14 protein-coding genes are annotated in these 17044 nt (G+C 52.9%); 6 read left to right on the top strand and 8 right to left on the bottom strand.

What is annotated here, in order from left to right:
- Positions 1 to 86: 86 nt before the first annotated feature.
- Positions 87 to 467: a hypothetical protein gene (locus DY231_RS07515; protein WP_115627834.1), complete on the top strand. Its 381-nt coding sequence runs from the start codon at positions 87 to 89 to the stop codon at positions 465 to 467.
- A gap of 57 nt (positions 468 to 524) precedes the next feature.
- Here DY231_RS07515 and DY231_RS07510 read toward each other — a convergent pair whose 3' ends face one another.
- The 4 genes from DY231_RS07510 to DY231_RS07495 all read right to left on the bottom strand — a co-directional run bounded on the left by DY231_RS07510 (position 525) and on the right by DY231_RS07495 (position 7158).
- Positions 525 to 2324 (bottom strand): carbon starvation CstA family protein, encoded by a 1800-nt coding sequence (locus tag DY231_RS07510; RefSeq protein WP_034496884.1) that lies wholly within the window; start codon positions 2322 to 2324, stop codon positions 525 to 527.
- Positions 2325 to 2579: 255 nt separating this feature from the next.
- Positions 2580 to 3821 (bottom strand): cytochrome c, encoded by a 1242-nt coding sequence (locus DY231_RS07505; protein ID WP_115627832.1) that lies wholly within the window; start codon positions 3819 to 3821, stop codon positions 2580 to 2582.
- On the bottom strand, positions 3818 to 4372 hold the full coding sequence (locus DY231_RS07500) for a (2Fe-2S)-binding protein (RefSeq protein WP_115627831.1): 555 nt from the start codon (positions 4370 to 4372) through the stop codon (positions 3818 to 3820). Before DY231_RS07500 ends, DY231_RS07505 begins: the two co-directional genes overlap by 4 nt.
- Positions 4369 to 7158 (bottom strand): xanthine dehydrogenase family protein molybdopterin-binding subunit, encoded by a 2790-nt coding sequence (locus DY231_RS07495; RefSeq protein WP_115631787.1) that lies wholly within the window; start codon positions 7156 to 7158, stop codon positions 4369 to 4371. Before DY231_RS07495 ends, DY231_RS07500 begins: the two co-directional genes overlap by 4 nt.
- Positions 7159 to 7365: 207 nt before the next feature.
- Here DY231_RS07495 and DY231_RS07490 point away from each other — a divergent pair, with 207 nt between their 5' ends.
- Both DY231_RS07490 and DY231_RS07485 read left to right on the top strand, forming a co-directional pair.
- Entirely contained in the window at positions 7366 to 7962 is a 597-nt protein-coding gene (locus DY231_RS07490; protein ID WP_256682648.1) for a nucleotidyltransferase family protein, read from the top strand.
- Positions 7949 to 8917 carry an XdhC family protein gene (locus DY231_RS07485; protein ID WP_115627829.1) on the top strand — a complete coding sequence of 323 codons (969 nt, stop codon included), beginning with the start codon at positions 7949 to 7951 and terminating at the stop codon, positions 8915 to 8917. The genes DY231_RS07490 and DY231_RS07485 overlap by 14 nt, the downstream gene beginning before the upstream one ends.
- A gap of 59 nt (positions 8918 to 8976) precedes the next feature.
- Here DY231_RS07485 and DY231_RS07480 read toward each other — a convergent pair whose 3' ends face one another.
- From DY231_RS07480 to DY231_RS07470, 3 genes are all read right to left on the bottom strand, one after another.
- Positions 8977 to 9447, bottom strand: coding sequence for a YehS family protein (locus DY231_RS07480; RefSeq protein WP_034496898.1), 471 nt, complete (start codon positions 9445 to 9447; stop codon positions 8977 to 8979).
- A gap of 88 nt (positions 9448 to 9535) precedes the next feature.
- Positions 9536 to 10264 carry a two-component system response regulator BtsR gene (btsR, locus tag DY231_RS07475; protein WP_115627828.1) on the bottom strand — a complete coding sequence of 243 codons (729 nt, stop codon included), beginning with the start codon at positions 10262 to 10264 and terminating at the stop codon, positions 9536 to 9538.
- Positions 10258 to 11946 (bottom strand): sensor histidine kinase, encoded by a 1689-nt coding sequence (locus tag DY231_RS07470; protein ID WP_115627827.1) that lies wholly within the window; start codon positions 11944 to 11946, stop codon positions 10258 to 10260. Before DY231_RS07470 ends, btsR begins: the two co-directional genes overlap by 7 nt.
- Before the next feature lie 128 nt (positions 11947 to 12074).
- Here DY231_RS07470 and DY231_RS07465 point away from each other — a divergent pair, with 128 nt between their 5' ends.
- Complete coding sequence (locus DY231_RS07465; RefSeq protein ID WP_370511286.1) at positions 12075 to 12497, top strand: GNAT family N-acetyltransferase; 423 nt, start codon at positions 12075 to 12077, stop codon at positions 12495 to 12497.
- Positions 12498 to 12588: 91 nt separating this feature from the next.
- On the opposite strand, the gene apbC is transcribed toward DY231_RS07465, so the two are convergent.
- Positions 12589 to 13701: an iron-sulfur cluster carrier protein ApbC gene (gene apbC / locus DY231_RS07460; protein WP_115627825.1), complete on the bottom strand. Its 1113-nt coding sequence runs from the start codon at positions 13699 to 13701 to the stop codon at positions 12589 to 12591.
- Between the two features lie 163 nt (positions 13702 to 13864).
- Between apbC and metG the strand changes: the two genes are divergently transcribed.
- Together metG and DY231_RS07450 are read left to right on the top strand one after the other, a co-directional pair.
- A complete protein-coding gene (metG, locus tag DY231_RS07455; RefSeq protein ID WP_115627824.1) occupies positions 13865 to 15898 on the top strand; it encodes a methionine--tRNA ligase in 2034 nt (677 codons plus the stop codon).
- Between the two features lie 203 nt (positions 15899 to 16101).
- Entirely contained in the window at positions 16102 to 17037 is a 936-nt protein-coding gene (locus tag DY231_RS07450) for a TauD/TfdA dioxygenase family protein (RefSeq protein ID WP_115627823.1), read from the top strand.
- The last annotated feature ends 7 nt before the right edge of the window (positions 17038 to 17044 follow it).

Here is a 17044-nt window from a genome sequence, read left to right as displayed (position 1 = left end):
TCGGACATTTACTCAGCGAATTATCATCTCTACTGTAATGCCTCAAAGCGTTATTAGCGATTTTCTATTTATCAGGGATGAAGATTATGGCTCTTATTTATATTCAAATTCGAAAAAATCAAATTACTGTACGCAATATTGATATTCAGCAGCAAGCCACCGGCAACGCAAATTTCAGTACAGAGCGCTTGTTGGTGGGTGATTTTATCGTGGCAGCGCAGCTTCTACAAAAAATAGGCAAACCGCTAATGCCCCGTTTTAATCTTCCCTTTAATCGGCCGGGGATATTGGTTCACGCGTTGGAGATCAATCAAGGAGGGCTTTCTGCTGTAGAAATTAGCACACTAGCCGAACTGTGCTCATGCCTGGCTTTCAGAACTTCAGGCTTAGTGATAGCAACAGACGAAAGGATTCTTAGTGATAGTGCGGCAAAAGCGGTTTTTGCCGCTGAGCCTGACGCTCATTAATTCATTAAAGAATGCGGAAAGTGACCTGCTGGCCACTTTCCTGAGCTTAATCTCTTATCAAGACAACAATTCAATCGGCTCTGAATTCCCGCGAGCACGCCACAGCACGAACCAACGTTGAATCGACGCCACCATAATCACCAGCCCCAGTGCGACCATGACAATGGAAATCGTACCGTTGAAGATGTTGAAACCTTTCGCCGCACTGTTGAAATAGACGTTTTTCACCATCCAGTATGCCGCGTAGTTTACCGTCACATACAAATAGGACAGCGGCACCAGACACGTCAGCACGTACCAGCGTTTTTCCGACATGCGCAGGATAATGGTCGCGCCAATCATCAGGCCGATAGAAGCCATTAACTGGTTGGATACACCAAACAATGCCCACACAGAGTTGATATCACCCGAGTTCAGCAAGTAGCCCCACAACACACAGGCCACGATGCTGCAACCAATCGCACCTGGCATCCAGTTAGTGCGTTTGAGCGGTGCCCAGATGTCGCCGAGGAAATCTTGCAGCAGATAACGCGCAACACGCGTCCCAGAGTCCACCGCCGTCAGAATAAATACCGCCTCAAACATCACCACGAACTGGAAGAAGTAAGAAGCCAGATGGCTGAACCACGGAATACGGGTGAAAATATCAGCCATGCCGACGGCAAGCGTCACCGCCCCGCCGGTACGACCATATAAATCCAGGCCGATAGATTCGCTCAACTGTGGCAAATTCACCACGTTCATACCCAAACCTGCAAACACTTCAGGTGCTGAGTTAATCGCAAAGTAATCCGCTGGATGGAGTGCGGTTGCCGCAATCAGCGCCATCACGCCAACCACGCATTCCGCCAACATGGCACCGAAAGCAACCGGCAAAATGTCGTTCCATTTGTCGATTTGTTTTGGTGTAGTGCCTGAGCCGATAAACGCGTGGAAACCAGAAATCGCGCCGCAAGCGATGGTAATAGAGATAAACGGCCAGACCGGGCCAGCCAGAACCGGGCCATTACCGTGGATAAACTGCGTCACCGCCGGGAATTGAATTTCCGGGTTAATGAACACCACGCCAACGACCAGCGCGCCAAACACGCCGATTTTCATAAAGCTTGAGAGATACCCACGCGGCGTCAGCAGCATCCACACCGGCAGCGCGGTAGCAAAGAACGCATAGAATGGCAGCACCAGGCTCACCGTTGAAGCGCGCAGACTCAGCCATTCACCGAAAGACGATTCCTGAATGTACGGCCCGATAATGACGCAGGCGAAGATAACGATAATCCCAACCCAGGTCGCGCCGCGCATACTGCCGGTATAGCGTTCCCACAGGCCAACGCAAATCGCCACGGGAATCGTCATGAACACCGCAAACGTACCCCACGGGTTACGTTCCAGCGCGTGAACCACCACCATCGACAAACCTGCCATGGTGATAGTGATGATGAATAACATTGCCAGACCGGTACACCACCCTGCGACCGGGCCAAGTTCCGCTTTCGCCACTTCTGAGAGCGACTTACCGCGGTGTTTCATCGAGGCAAAAAGCACGACGGTGTCGTGCACTGCCCCCCCTACCACACAACCAATCAGCAACCATAAGAAACTTGGCAGATAGCCATACTGTGCAGCCAGAACCGGGCCAACTAACGGGCCAGCGGCGGCAATCGCAGCAAAATGGCTGCCGAAGTTAACCCATTTTTTAGTCGGGACGTAGTCTTTGCCGTCCTCAAGAATATGTGACGGTGTGATTTCAGAGTCATCAGCATTCAGTACTTTACGGACGAAAAACACCCCGTAAAGGCGATAGCAGATAGCCAGAATACACAGGGTCGCGATAACAAACGTTAGTGCGTGTTGCATAACCCACTCCAGAGCCATAGATAAAAAGTTCAGCGCTATGCTGGCATAGGGTGGGAGTGCAATAAGCGGGAGTTTTAGTGAGCGGTTATATTGGCGCGTGAGCGGTTAAAAAGGGGGCGTGAGTGGTTTTTCGTTCATCCGAGGGGGATGTCTAAGGTAGAGCGGTGATTTTCCGTTCACCCTGGTGTGCGGTTCCTATGACGGAAGGGTGAACGGAACATTCACCCTTCAGGCATATACGCCAAACGCCCCAGTTTACTTCTCCACCCGCAGCGCTTTCACCTGCTCCGCCGTCACATCACCTGGCAAACCACCCCACGTCACACGCAGGTAATTCACCAGTTCAGCGATTTGCTCATCGTTCAGGCGCTCCCCAAAGCCTGGCATACTTTGCATGCTTTCCCCGTTCGGGAAGTTCTGCGCAGGCAGGCCGTCCATCACCGAAACAATCAGGTTTTTTGCATCGGGCTGGCGTAGGGTTGCGTTATTGAGCATTGAAACGGCAACATGCGGTTTACCCTCGCCTTCACGAGCGTGGCAACCGGCACACTGATCAAGATAGGTCATGCGCCCGGCTTCATTTCCCTGGCCGAGTTTCGCCGGGATCGCCGCCGGAGGCGCTTCACCCATCAGGTACGTCGCCATCGCTTTTTGATCTTCAGGCGTCAGATGCTGCGTGCTCAGGTCCACCACCATGTGCATTTCGCTAAACGCACTGCCCTGTGGCGCAATGCCGGTGGTGAGGAATTGCCTCACATCCTGCGGCGTCCAGCCACGCTGTGCTAATGCTTTTGGCGTAATATCCGGTGCCATAAAGCGTCCTAACTCCCCGCCCTGCATGGCTTTATCGAGTTTCATCTGGCCAAGCAAACCGCGCTCGGTATGGCATTCGCCACAGTGCCCCAGCACATCTGCCAGATAACGGCCGCGATGCCAGTCGGCTGAATCACCGGTGGAAATCGCAGGAAGCGGATCTTTGTCATGGAACAAAATATTCCAGCCAATCAGCGCGATACGCTGGTTGAACGGAAAGGCCATTTCGTTATCCGGCGTCTTAACGTCCACCGCCGGACGCGTCATCAGATAAGCATAAATGTCGTCAGAATCCTGGCGCGAAATGTTTTTGTACGAGGTATAAGGCATCGCCGGGAACAGATGACGCCCGGTTGGGCCAACGCCCTCGGTCAGCGCTTTGTAGAAATCATCTTTTGTCCAGCGGCCAATCCCGTCATCAGCAGATGGCGTCAGGTTGCTGCCATAAATCGTGCCATAAGGGGATTCCAGCGGATAGCCACCCGCCAGCGGTGCGCCGCCGGATGCCGTGTGGCAAGCCGCACAGTCAGCCGCTTTCGCCAGATAACTCCCACGTTCGATTTGCTCTTTGCTGGCGGTGACTTTCTGCACCGGCCCGTCATACGTGCGGTATTCCCGCCAGTACAATATCGCCACAATAATGACGACTATCGCCAGCACAATGAGCGCGAGACGTTTTTTCATTTCACCGCCTCCTTCAACAGCCCCGGCGTTTTCAGCACCACATCGCGCACCGCTTCGTAGTAACGCACATAACCGGTACAGCGGCAGATATGGTTTTCCAGCGCATGGGAAATCGCCCCTTCCAGGTCTTCACGTGCAATCGGTTCACGTTTCAGCTTCTCAACAAAAATCGTTGCGGCGTTCACAAAGCCTGGCGTGCAGTAGCCGCACTGGAAACTGTAATGATCGAGGAAGGATTGTTGAATCGGCGAGAGTTCGACGACTTCGCCCTGCTCATCAACTTTGGCGTGGCCTTCTACGGTACGGACTTTTTTGCCGTTAAAGAAATGCGCGCCAGTGATACAGGTGCGTACTTCTTCGCTGGTGCCGCTTGGGTTATCGACAATCGCCACACAGGCGTGGCAAATGCCCTGCCCGCAGCCGAGGCGCGAACCGGTCAGATAAACGTATTCGTGGAGGAAATCGATCATCATCAACCCTTCCGGCACGTCAATCGGGCCGTACGGTTTGTTGTTGATGGTCAGGGTCATTGGTTTAGTTTTGATGCTCATGGTAATACCTCACGAATATGTTCAGCACGGACGGGCAAATCACGGAAACGGTGGCCGGTGGCATCGGCAATCGCATTCACAATCGCGGCAACAACCGGGATCATCACGACTTCAGCCATGCCTTTTGGCGGGTCAGTTTCCGAAAGCGCGGGGAGGATATCGCCAGTCTGTTTCCAGACTGCAACATCACTGGCACGCGGCAGGTGGTAACGGTTGAAGTTCCATGTTCCGTTCCCGGGACCGTCTTCGTAGAGAGGTAAATATTCGTGGAGCGCGTGGCCAATACCCATCGCCAGGCCGCCCTGCAACTGCCCGGAAACCAGTTCCGGCACGATCAAGTTGCCACACTCCATAATTGAATGGTGATTGAGCAGTTCAACTTCGCCGGTTGCGAGACTGACCGCAACTTCAGCCAGCGTGCCGACGGCGCTGTAGTATGTCACCGCCGCGTTGTTACGCTGCGTTGGCGGGTAATAAACGTGTTCGCGAGCGAGCGTGGTAAATTCGCCATTACCGTTGCGCACCGACAGGCCGTCGATAGGCAGGCGTCTGCTCTGCTCACCCAATTTGAAATCAGCTTCCGCCCACTGCCAGCGGTTAAAGACATGCACCGCGGCACCGGTCATCAGCCCCATTTCATGCGCTTTTTTCGCCAGTAGATCGAGGCTTAAAATTTCCATTCCGGCGGCAGTTAAACCGCCTTCCACCCAGCGGGCGTCTTCAATGCGCACCACTAATGGAGCCGCCTGGCCGCCACCAATTCCGGTGGTCCAGATGGCCATCGCCGCAGGCCATAAGCCGTGTTCAAACACTAAACGTGCCGCTTCCCGCGTGCTGTGCGAGAAGTAATAGGCTGAGTTACTGGCGCTCGATGGCGAACAGTAAGATGGCGACCACGCCGGGTTCGTCGCCAGTTTGTCCTGCTCTTCCTGGGACATAATGTACGGGTCGCCGCTGGTGACAATCGGCAATGTTGACCAGTCTGTCACAGAGAAATTTGCTTCGTCGGCAGGTTTGCCCAGCCATTGCGCGCACAGCACGGATTGCGAAGTTGACATACCCGTGCCCATTTCCGCGCCGCTATGGTGCAAGGAAATGCGCCCGTCAGCACTCACTTCAACACGGGCAAACGAGGTTTCTGCCCCTGTGCCAAAGTCTTTTTGCACGCACCCAAAGCCCACGCCGTAGCGCTTACCTGGGTTTTTCATTTCAAATTCGGCTTTGCGTTCCGCACGTTTGAGCCAGATTTCATTTTTCGCTGCTTTCGCCAGCACTTCATCCACGCGAATCGCCCCGGCAGGAATGGCACCCTGGGTGTTTTTCATGCCGGATTTCAGCGCGTTGCGCATGCGAAATTCAATCGGGTCGATATCTAATTGCGCAGCGATTTCATCCACCATCATTTCGGTGGCGGCCATACTTTGCAGTGTGCCGTAGCCGCGAGCGGAACCGGCGTCGATGGCGCGAGAGGCCACGCCCACCGCCGACAAATCGCTCTTCGGGAAGTAATAAATAGACTGCGCGGCAGTCGCGCCCACCATCGATACCGATGGCGTAAAGTTGCTGCGCCCGCCACCGTTGGCGGTCATATCGCCGAGGAACGATTGCAGAATGCCGGTTTTCTTGTCCACCGCGATGGTGTAATTCATGTCGAACGCGTGGCGTTTGATCGAGGTCTGGAACTGCTCGTAGCGATCGTTGGCCAGACGCACCGGGTGCCCGTCGCCATACATCGCTGCCACCGCCCCGTAATACGGGAAGTTGTAGTGATCTTTGGAGCCATAACCCACGGTGTAACACGGATGCAGAATCAGCTGTTTTACCGGCGTGGTGCCTTTTGCCAGCATGCGCGGCATCTCGTCAGCGACTTCCTGCGGGGATTGCGTCGGCACCACCATGTGCAAGGTCTGCGTGGTGGTGTCGAACCAGCCGTTGGCGTTATCCGGCTCAAGGGCGGCAGTGTCGATAGATTGCGTGGTGTAGCGGCGTTGCATCACCAGCCAGTCTTGCGGCGGGTTTTTCATCTCGTCGGCAATCATTCCGGCGTAGAACATGCCTTCCTCATCCAGCTTGCCGCCTTCACGCCCTTCCGGCCAGACCGGCAAATGTCTTCTCATCGACAACGGGAAAATCGGCATATCTTTCAGGCTGGAGAATTTGTCATCATCCTGGGATGTTGCGCCACCAACGCGCACAAAACGGAAAGTGCCCCACGGATCACGCTCAAGCGGGCCAGTTTCGGCACCGTACTGAATGGCTTCATCTTTGAATTTCAGTTTGTCTTTGGCAAAGCGGAAACGGGCAAAATCGTGGTAAATCAAAATCGCCACGGCCTGGCCTAAATACGCTGGCGTTTTGCCCGTCGGCAGTAGCATGTCTTCGCCGTAAAACGCCGGGAATGCCAGACCGTCGCGTGCCAGATCTTCGGCGGTAACGAGGCGATCGGGTTTCAGGTCATCGCCCAATAAAGTCAGGTCGATGCCGCTAAACAGACGGTCGGCTTTCGTGGTGCGCAAAATAAAGGCGTGCGCCTGTTTTTGCGACCAGTGCGGCATATCAACAGCGCGAATATCACGGGCAAAAACTTTGTGCCCCATGACTTTCGATTGGCCATCAATGCGGAAACGAATGCGTTTATTTTTGGCATCCCACTCAGGGGAATTGAGGATCTTCTCTTCAAACAGTGCGGCGTATGCGCGGCTGTAGAGAGGGGCAAGATAGACTGCGACTCCTGCGACTACGGCACTTTTAATAAAGCGGCGCCGCGATGGATTAAAATTGCTCATAAAACGTCCCGTTAAATTATAATTGTCTTTTTTTTGAACTGTTTGTGAAGACCAGATATTCATTTCCGTAGTTATTATAAGTATATGCATTTGCGTTAAAGCATGTAAGAATTAACATCTCATTTTCATAAAAAAAACATTGTTGCGCAAACTATTGCGCAACAAATTTACGTGACGAGTGTGTCAAAAAGTGCCGAGGAATCAGTCTTGAGCAGGAATGTGGGCATTATCATCACCGCAGCCGGGTTCGCTAAACGCTTCAGGAAAGCGGGTGGAAATGGCAATAAACTCGATGCGCGGCTTAACAATTGCAGTGTGTTTGCGCAAACGCTACGTCATGCCTGCGCAACTGATCTTGCGGTTCACGTCGTGACGCGTCCGGAAAATATTCATATTCAGGAACTGTGTCGTGCGCAACAAATCCCTTTCACGCTTATCGAAAGCGCAGGTCTGGGAGAATCTATTGCCGCAGGCGTTAGCGCGAACCCCCACTGGAATGGCTGGCTGATTCATCTGGCCGATATGCCCTTTGTTCCCCCCGCCATGTTTGTCCAGGTTGCGGATGCGCTGACGCTTCACGAACTGGTTCGCCCTCGCGTGAATGCGCAACCCGGCCACCCGGTGGGTTTCGCTCATTGCTGGTACGACAAACTGAGTAGCCTGACAGGTGATAACGGCGCGCGCGAGCTGCTGCGTGCAGAAGCGGTGCATTTTATCGAGATTGAAGATGGCGATTCGCAACGCGATATCGACCTTCCATCACACCTGGCCCAGGGAGAGGAGAATAATCATGCAGCATCTTGATATGAGTGTGATTCGCCAGGCGCGTGACTGGCTTGCCAGGCAGCCGGTCTGGCTGTGTACGGTACTGAATACTTACGGTTCTTCACCACGTTCACCGGGTGCGCTGATGGCAGCCACCACCGATGGTCGCTTCTGCGGCTCGCTTTCCGGTGGCTGTGTGGAAGAGGATTTTTTACAGCGTATTGCGCAAGGTGAATATCAGCAAGCCAGCCAGATTGTGCGCTACGGCGAAGGCGGGCTGGAACCGGGTATTGCGCTGCCCTGCGGCGGAGTGCTCGATATTCTGGTCGAGTATTTACCGGCCAGCACGGGGAATATTGCCTACCTTGAGAAAATGGGTGATGCGTTGAGCGGCCATTTTGCCCTGCAAAAATGCCTGACCCTTCCTGAAGCTTGCTGCCATCTGGAAGTGACTGACTTTGCCGATATCACCCAGGTCGAGCGCAACGGGCAACACGTAACGTTGCATATTGCCGCCGCCCCACGGTTGCTGATTGCCGGGCTGTCGTGCGTTGCGCTGTACTGCGCAGATTTTGCCAGTTCACTCGGGTTTGAAGTGTTAGTTTGCGAGAATCGCCCGGACGCGCTGGAAAACTTTGCCGCCCTGCTGAAGTCTGAAATCACGTTAATTAAACAATTCCCGGCGAACTATCTCGAACAAAATTCCTGCCACGCCAATACGGCGATTGTCGCTCTCACCCACGATCCGCGTATGGATGATTTAACGATGATGGAAGCGGTGAATACGCCTGCGTTTTACATTGGTGCGATGGGTTCACAGAAGAACAGCGCCCGCCGTCTGGAGCGATTACACAATCTGGCAGAGTTAAGCCCGGAGGAGTTACAACGCATTCACGCGCCGATTGGCTTGCCGCTGGGCAGCAAAACGCCCGCAGAAATTGCGTTGGCGGTGATGGCAGATATTGTGAAGCGTAAAAATGAAGCGCGGGGATAAACAGGGGTTGCCGTAGCAGTACGGTGGATAAGCGTCAGCGCCATCCACCGCGATAAATATTACTTCTTCGCGACGTGTACGCGAGAAGTTAAACCACGCAGGAAGTAGCGCAGGAACTGGTCGCCACATTCGCGGAAATTCTTGTTTTCAGGGGCACGCATCATCGCAGTGATTTCTGGCATAGAGATGCGGAATTCCTGGCTGGTTAAAATTTCCAGCACATCGTCAGTTTTCAAATCAAACGCAATACGCAGTTTTTTCAGGATGATGTTATTAGTCATCTTGCGTTCAATTTTTGGTGCAGGCTTGCTTTCGTCTTTGCCGCGCTTGAAGTAAATCAAACCGTTAAGGAAGTTTGCCATCAGAATATCCGGGCAAAGTTTGAAGTTCTCTTCGTCTTCTTTTTTGGTCCAGGTAACAATTTGCTCCGCAGTAACGGCCGTGTCGGTCAGGGCGAAAATTTTCACCATGTCGTCATTGCCTAAATTCAGCATGTAGCGCACGCTGCGTAATACGTCGTTATTCATCATAGTGGCGGTTCTCTCGTTCCAAATCTTGAAAGCGGGGAGTATATCGGCATGACCGCATATACCCTACATAAAACTAACTCGTTTTAAACTAGACCGCTTTCAACCCCAGTGCCTCTTTCAGGCTTTTTAAATAGCGGCGACTCACCGGAACAGAATTCCCGTCGCGCAGCATTAATTCAGCCTGGCCGCCGTCTTCGAAGCGGATCTCTTTAAGATGCGCCATGTTAACCAGGTATTGCCGATGGCAGCGCACCAGCGGCGTGCGGCTTTCGAGCGTTCGCAGGGTGAGTTCGGTAAATCCTTCGCTCCCCTGCGCGTTGGTGACGTAAACCCCGCTCATGCGACTGCTGGCAAACATCACCTCTTCCATTTGCAGCAAATAAATGCGGCTCTGCCCGGTACATGGAATGAATTTGAGATCTTCCTGATTGGGTGCGAGCAGCGTGATGTCCTGATCCCCTCGCTCGTGGCGCAGGCGGTGCAGGGTTTTCTCAAGGCGTTTGCTATCAATTGGCTTGAGCAAATAGTCGAACGCATGTTCTTCAAATGCCTGCACCGCGTATTCGTCAAAGGCGGTGAGAAACACGATCCAGGGCAGCTGTTCAGGGTCCAGCATGCTTGCCATTTCCAGGCCGCTGATGCGCGGCATCTGGATATCAAGAAACACCACGTCCGGGCGCAAACGATGCACGGCGCCAATCGCTTCCACCGCGTTTCCGCACTCCCCTACAACTTCCAGATCGGTCTCGTTTTGCAGCATGACTCGCAGATTCTCACGCGCCAGCGGCTCGTCATCGACAATCAGCACTTTTAACATGGGGTTTCCTCCAGAGGTAAACGTAGGGTAATACGGGTAAATCGGTCTGATTCGAAGTCCACTTTTATGCCGCAGTCATCGCCATAACGCGCACGCAAGCGCTTGTCGACCAGACTCATCCCCAGCCCGCTCGCCGTGGGGTTGTCGTGATATAGACCGGCGTTGTCTTCTACGGACAAGTGCAAATGCTCGCCTGTCTGGCAGGCATTTATGGTGATCTCACCGACGCCTAGCAGTTGTGAAGTGCCATGCTTAATGGCGTTTTCGACTATCGGCTGTAATGAGAATGCCGGTAAACGCACCTGCGCCAACGCCTGCGGGACATTCAGCTGCACGCGCAAACGCGATTGAAACCGTGCCTGCTCGATTTGCAGATACGCATTAACGTGTTCGATTTCATCGGCCAGCGTGACAATTTCGCTCGGGCGTTTAAGGTTTTTACGGAAAAACGTCGAGAGATATTGCACCAACTGGCAGGCCTGTTCGTTATCACGGCGGATAACTGCCACCAGCGTATTGAGCGCGTTAAACAAGAAATGCGGGTTGACCTGCGCATGCAACAGCTTAATTTCGGACTGCGTGAGCATCTGTTTTTGCCGTTCGTACTGCCCGGCAAGAATCTGTGCCGATAACAGTTGCGCAATACCTTCGCCCAGCGTGCGGTTGATCGAACTGAACAAGCGGTTTTTCGCTTCATACAGTTTGATGGTGCCAATCACGCGGCTATTTTCGCCATACAACGGGATCACCAGCGTCGAGCCTAATTTGCAGTTGGGATGCAGCGAGCAGCGGTACGGTATTTCGTTGCCATCGGCGTACACCACTTCACCGCGTTCAATCGCCTGCCAGGTGTAATCCGACGAGATGGGGCGGCCCGGTAAATGATGGTCAGCACCGATGCCGGTAAAGGCCAGCAGCTTTTCATTATCGGTGATGGCTACCGCGCCGATATCCAGCTCCTGATGCAGCACCTGCGCCACTTTCATGCTGTTTTCCTGGTTAAAGCCCTGGCGCAAAATCCCTTCGGTCGAGGCCGCCACTTTTAGCGCGGTAGCCGAAAATGCCGAGGTGTACTTCTCAAGCATCGCGCGTTTATCGAGCAGGATACGCATGAATAGCGCGGCACCTACGGTGTTAGTCACCATCATCGGTGCGGCAATGCTTTTCACCAGGTTGAGCGCATCGGCAAACGGGCGGGCAATCAGCAGAATGATGCCCATCTGGAAGAATTCAGCCAGCAACGTAATGCCGCCTGCGGTCAGCGGGTTAAACAGCAAATCGCTACGCCCACGGCGAATCAGAAAACGGTGTAGCAACCCGCCCAGCAATCCTTCAACGATGGTTGAAAACATGCAGCTCAATGCCGTCATGCCACCCATCGAATAACGGTGCAAGCCTCCGGTTAAGCCCACCAGTCCGCCCACTAACGGGCCGCCGAGCAACCCACCCATCACCGCACCAATCGCTCGCGTGTTAGCGATGGAGTCGTCGATATGCAGGCCAAAATAGGTGCCCATAATGCAGAAGATGGAAAACGTGACGTAGCAAAGTAATTTGTGTGGTAAACGTACTGTGACCTGCATCAGCGGGATAAACAGCCGCGTTTTACTCATCAACCAGGCGATAACCAGGTAGACGCACATCTGCTGAAGCAGCAGTAATACCAGGTTAAATTCGTACATCATCAGCGCCAGTGAGTATTAATGGACGCGTAACATACACTGACATGCTTTAACTTTCTTTGAAGGGTTTCAATAATTTTTGATTTGCCCTCAATAATCGCAATATTCAGAACATGGAGCGCATCAATTTGCTTATTCGCCCTTTTACCGAGAACGATCGTCTCGATTTACAGACCTTATATTTGCAGGTTCGCCTGAGCGCCTGGCCGTGGCTGGACAGCAGCGCCTGGCAGCCAGAAGATTTTGATAGCACTACGCAAGATGAACAAATTTGGGTTGCGCAAGAGAGCGGCGAACTGTTGGGCTTTGCTTCGGTCGTGATCGCCGATAATTTTTTGCATAGTTTATATGTCGCTCAAAAACACCAGGGAAAACGAGTCGGGCTGGAGTTGCTAAAAAGGGTCCAGGCTGAATTTACCGCTAGCGGCACGTTGAAGTGTCTGGTGAAGAACGAGAATGCGTTGGAATTTTACCTGCGACACGGCTGGAAAATTGAATCAACCGGGGATAGCGCGGACGGCGAGTATTATTTGATGCGTTATACGGGGTGATTTGCCCTCACCATACCCCTCTCCCACGGGAGAGGGGTATGGTGTGCTCCTTCTCCCTCAGGGAGAAGGTTGGGATGAGGGTGATTTTAAATTACACCGCTCTGAACGCGATATCCGCAGGGATCACTTCCCCGCCCCAGTAAAGCTGGGCTGCAACGCTCCCCGCCAACTGGCGATATATCGCCGTAAACTCGCTTTCCGGGCGGCTAATCACCGTCGGTTTACCGGCATCGAGATCTTCACGCAGCGTAATGTGCAGCGGCATCTGACCCAGCAGTTTGGTGTGGTATTGATCCGCCAGTTTTTGCGCGCCGCCGGTGCCGAAAATCGGTTCCTGGTGCCCGCAATTGCTGCAAATGTGCATGCTCATGTTTTCAACGATACCCAATACTGGCACATCGACTTTCTCAAACATGACGATACCTTTGCGGGCATCGATCAGCGCGATATCTTGTGGCGTGGTGACAACAACTGCCCCCGTTACCGGAATGTTCTGCGCCAGCGTCAGTTGGATATCACCCGTTCCCGGCGGCATATCCAGTACCAGATAATCGAGATCTGGCCACATGGTTTCTTGCAGCATTTGCATCAGCGCTTTGCTGGCCATCGGGCCACGCCACACCATCGCGTTTTCATCCGTTACCAGATAACCAATGGAGTTTGTTGCCAGGCCGTGCGCTACGATTGGCGTCATGTGCGTGCCATCAGGCGACGTTGGGCGCTCGTGTTCCGCGCCCAGCATGGTTGGGATCGACGGGCCGTAAATATCCGCATCCAGAATCCCGACCTTTGCCCCTTCGGCAATCAGCGCCAACGCCAGGTTGACCGCCGTGCTGGATTTCCCCACACCGCCTTTGCCTGAACTCACCGCAATAATGTTTTTCACGCCGCTAATGCCGGGGTGATTTTTCACACGTTTTAGCGTGGCGATGTTGTGGCTCAGTTTCCAGTCCACCGCTTTCGCGCCGGTAATACGCAATAAATCTGAGCTGCACTGTTCTTGCAGTTCTTCAAACGCGCTGCGCCAGACAAACGGCATAAGCAGTTCGACATGCAGCGTGTCATCCAGCATAGCGACGTGATGCAGCGCTTTAAGCGCGGTCAGATTATGTTTAAGCGTTGGGTGTTGAAAATTAGCCAGCGTCCCGGCGACCATAGCGCGTAGCTGCTCGGGGGAACGACTTGACGGGGATTGCGAATTCATCCCGGCTCCTTATGTTTTTATTGTCGGACATTGCAGTTTGTTAAGCATACCAGAAGCCACCAGGCGCGATAAAATTTCCTTGTTCACCTTGTGTGGTTTACCGCAAGGCGGCTCTCAGTTAACATCTAAGGCCCTTTTCTCTTTAGAAGATGCAATTTCTACTATGGCTCATACCGCGAAAAAATTATTGGTAACGTGCGCACTCCCGTACGCTAACGGCTCAATCCACCTTGGTCACATGCTGGAGCACATCCAGGCTGACGTCTGGGTCCGTTACCAACGAATGCGCGGAAACATGGTCAACTTCATCTGCGCAGACGATGCACACGGTACTCCTATCATGCTGAAAGCACAGCAATTAGGGATTACCCCAGAACAGATGATTGCCGAAATGAGTCAGGAGCATCAGACTGATTTTGCTGGCTTTAACATCAGCTATGATAACTATCATTCCACGCACAGCGACGAAAACCGCGAGCTGGCGTCGCTGATTTATGGCCGTCTGAAAGAGAACGGTTTCATTAAAAACCGTACCATTTCTCAACTTTTCGACCCGGAAAAAGGCATGTTCCTGCCTGACCGTTTCGTTAAAGGCACCTGCCCGAAATGTAAAGCCCCGGACCAATACGGCGATAACTGCGAAGTGTGTGGCGCAACATACAGCCCAACCGAGCTGATTAACCCGCAATCCGTGGTTTCCGGCGCAACGCCTGTGATGCGTGATTCCGAGCACTTCTTCTTTGATTTGCCATCATTTAGCGAAATGCTGCAAGCCTGGACTCGTTCTGGCGCGCTGCAAGAGCAAGTGGCGAACAAAATGCAGGAGTGGTTCGAGTCTGGCCTGCAACAGTGGGATATTTCCCGCGATGCGCCGTACTTCGGCTTCGAAATTCCTGATGCACCGGGCAAATATTTCTACGTCTGGCTGGACGCGCCAATCGGTTACATGGGTTCATTCAAAAACCTGTGCGACAAACGCGGCGATACCGAAAGCTTTGACGAATACTGGAAGCAAGATTCTACGACCGAGCTGTACCACTTCATCGGTAAAGACATCGTGTATTTCCACAGCCTGTTCTGGCCTGCGATGTTGGAAGGCAGCGGTTTCCGCAAGCCAACCAACCTGTTCGTTCACGGCTACGTGACGGTGAACGGCGCGAAGATGTCCAAATCTCGCGGCACGTTCATTAAAGCCAGCACCTGGTTGAACCATTTCGATGCCGACAGCCTGCGTTATTACTACACCGCGAAACTCTCTTCACGTATCGACGATATCGACCTGAATCTGGAAGATTTCGTGCAGCGCGTGAACAGCGACATCGTGAATAAAGTGGTGAACCTGGCGTCCCGTAACGCAGGCTTTATTGCCAAGCGTTTCGACGGCCAGCTGTCTGCTGAAATCGCTGACCCGGCACTGTACAAAACCTTTACCGATGCGGCGCAAACTATTGGCGAAGCGTGGGAAAGCCGCGAATTTGGTAAAGCCGTGCGTGAAATTATGGCGCTGGCAGACGTGGCAAACCGCTACGTTGACGAACAAGCGCCGTGGGTGGTGGCAAAGCTTGAAGGCCGCGATGCTGACCTGCAAGCCATCTGCACCATGGGTATTAACCTGTTCCGCGTGCTGATGACCTGGCTGAAACCGGTTATCCCAACGCTTTCTGAACGTGCTGAAGCGTTCCTGAATACGGAACTGAGCTGGGATGCTATCCAGCAGCCGCTGCTGAATCACAAAGTGAATAATTTCAAAGCGCTGTATAACCGCATTGAAATGAAACAGGTTGAATCGCTGGTTGAAGCATCGAAGGAAGAAGTGAAAGCCGCTGCCGCTCCGGTCACTGGCCCACTGGCTGACGACCCGATTGCTGAAACCATCGCCTTTGATGATTTTGCGAAAGTGGATCTGCGCGTGGCGCTGATTGAGAAAGCGGAATTTGTTGAAGGTTCTGACAAGCTACTGCGCCTGACGCTGGATCTTGGCGGTGAGAAACGCAACGTGTTCTCCGGCATTCGTTCTGCTTACCCGGACCCGGCAGCACTTGAAGGCCGTTTGACCATTATGGTGGCAAACCTGGCTCCGCGTAAAATGCGCTTCGGCATCTCAGAAGGGATGGTGATGGCGGCAGGTCCTGGCGGGAAAGATATCTTCCTGTTAAGCCCGGATAGCGGTGCGCAAGCCGGTATGGCGGTTAAGTAATCGCAACTGAGTAAAATCTTTAATGGCTCCCCTAACCGGGAGCCATTTTTATTTCCCGCCAATAATGCCCCCTTCTGCCTATATACGTAAATTAACTAAGCTTTGCCACCACCAAATTTTTAAGTTATGCATAATGGTTATTTAAGTTATCAGTTTGTAATTTTTATACTGCGGACTCACTTCACCATTAATGGTCCGCTACTATGACAATTCATTCTTCACATCCTGACGTTGAATTTAAAAACCTGACTATTCGCCGTGTTTCCGGAAATATTGGCGCTGAGATTGTTGACTTCAAAATAACGCCTGACATCGATGAAAATATATTTTCACAAATAGAAGCCGCACTGGTGAAATATAAAGTTCTCTTTTTCCGTAAGCAGACACAATTAAATGACGAATCTCACCAGGCATTTGGTGCACGATTTGGCAAAGTGGTCGCCCACCCTACCGTTCCGGCACCGACCGGCACTAAACTCTTCGAACTGGACGCGTCTAAAGGCGGCGGCAGAGCGGATTCCTGGCATACCGATGTCACCTTCGTTGAGGCTTTCCCAAAAATTTCTATTTTGCGTGGAGTGAAAATTCCTGAATACGGCGGCGATACCGTTTGGGCAAATACCGCGACGGCTTATGAAAACCTGCCGGAAGAGTTAAAACGCTTTGCCGAAAGCCTGCGAGCGGTGCACAGCAATGATTATGACTATGGCGCAGACCGTATTGTGGCTGAACAGCAGCGCCTGGATCATCATCGTAAAGTCTTTGTTTCTGCGGTTTATGAGGCAGAGCATCCGGTTGTCCATGTGCATCCGGTCAGTGGAGAAAAGGCACTGCTGCTCGGGCATTTCTTCAAACGTTTATCTGGATTTAGTAGCCGTGAATCGGCACGCCTGTTTGAGCTGCTGCAAAACCGTGTCATCCAACTGGAAAACACCGTGCGCTGGCAGTGGCAGCAAGATGACGTGGTGATTTGGGATAACCGCGCCACCCAGCATTACGCGGTTAATGATTACGGTACGCAACCGCGCCTCGTACGCCGAGTCACCATTGAGGGTGATGCTGCCGTTGCCGTTGATGGCAGCCGTAGCCGCACCTTGAGCCGCCCGGACGCACAATCCCCCGTCAGCGAAGTGGCCTAAGCCGCGC

The organism is Buttiauxella agrestis (genome assembly GCF_900446255.1).
Taxonomy (GTDB): Bacteria; Pseudomonadota; Gammaproteobacteria; order Enterobacterales; family Enterobacteriaceae; genus Buttiauxella; species Buttiauxella agrestis.
Note: the sequence above shows the minus strand (reverse complement) of the source record. Positions and strands in the feature narration are given on the sequence as shown.

Excerpts from the sequence above, each read along its gene's own strand:
- DY231_RS07515 (WP_115627834.1), top strand. The coding sequence starts at position 87 with ATGGCTCTTATTTATATTCAAATTCGAAAAAATCAAATTACTGTACGC.
- DY231_RS07510 (WP_034496884.1), bottom strand. The coding sequence starts at position 2,324 with ATGCAACACGCACTAACGTTTGTTATCGCGACCCTGTGTATTCTGGCT.
- DY231_RS07505 (WP_115627832.1), bottom strand. The coding sequence starts at position 3,821 with ATGAAAAAACGTCTCGCGCTCATTGTGCTGGCGATAGTCGTCATTATT.
- DY231_RS07500 (WP_115627831.1), bottom strand. The coding sequence starts at position 4,372 with ATGAGCATCAAAACTAAACCAATGACCCTGACCATCAACAACAAACCG.
- DY231_RS07495 (WP_115631787.1), bottom strand. The coding sequence starts at position 7,158 with ATGAGCAATTTTAATCCATCGCGGCGCCGCTTTATTAAAAGTGCCGTA.
- DY231_RS07485 (WP_115627829.1), top strand. The coding sequence starts at position 7,949 with ATGCAGCATCTTGATATGAGTGTGATTCGCCAGGCGCGTGACTGGCTT.
- DY231_RS07480 (WP_034496898.1), bottom strand. The coding sequence starts at position 9,447 with ATGATGAATAACGACGTATTACGCAGCGTGCGCTACATGCTGAATTTA.
- btsR (WP_115627828.1), bottom strand. The coding sequence starts at position 10,264 with ATGTTAAAAGTGCTGATTGTCGATGACGAGCCGCTGGCGCGTGAGAAT.
- DY231_RS07470 (WP_115627827.1), bottom strand. The coding sequence starts at position 11,946 with ATGTACGAATTTAACCTGGTATTACTGCTGCTTCAGCAGATGTGCGTC.
- apbC (WP_115627825.1), bottom strand. The coding sequence starts at position 13,701 with ATGAATTCGCAATCCCCGTCAAGTCGTTCCCCCGAGCAGCTACGCGCT.
- metG (WP_115627824.1), top strand. The coding sequence starts at position 13,865 with ATGGCTCATACCGCGAAAAAATTATTGGTAACGTGCGCACTCCCGTAC.
- DY231_RS07450 (WP_115627823.1), top strand. The coding sequence starts at position 16,102 with ATGACAATTCATTCTTCACATCCTGACGTTGAATTTAAAAACCTGACT.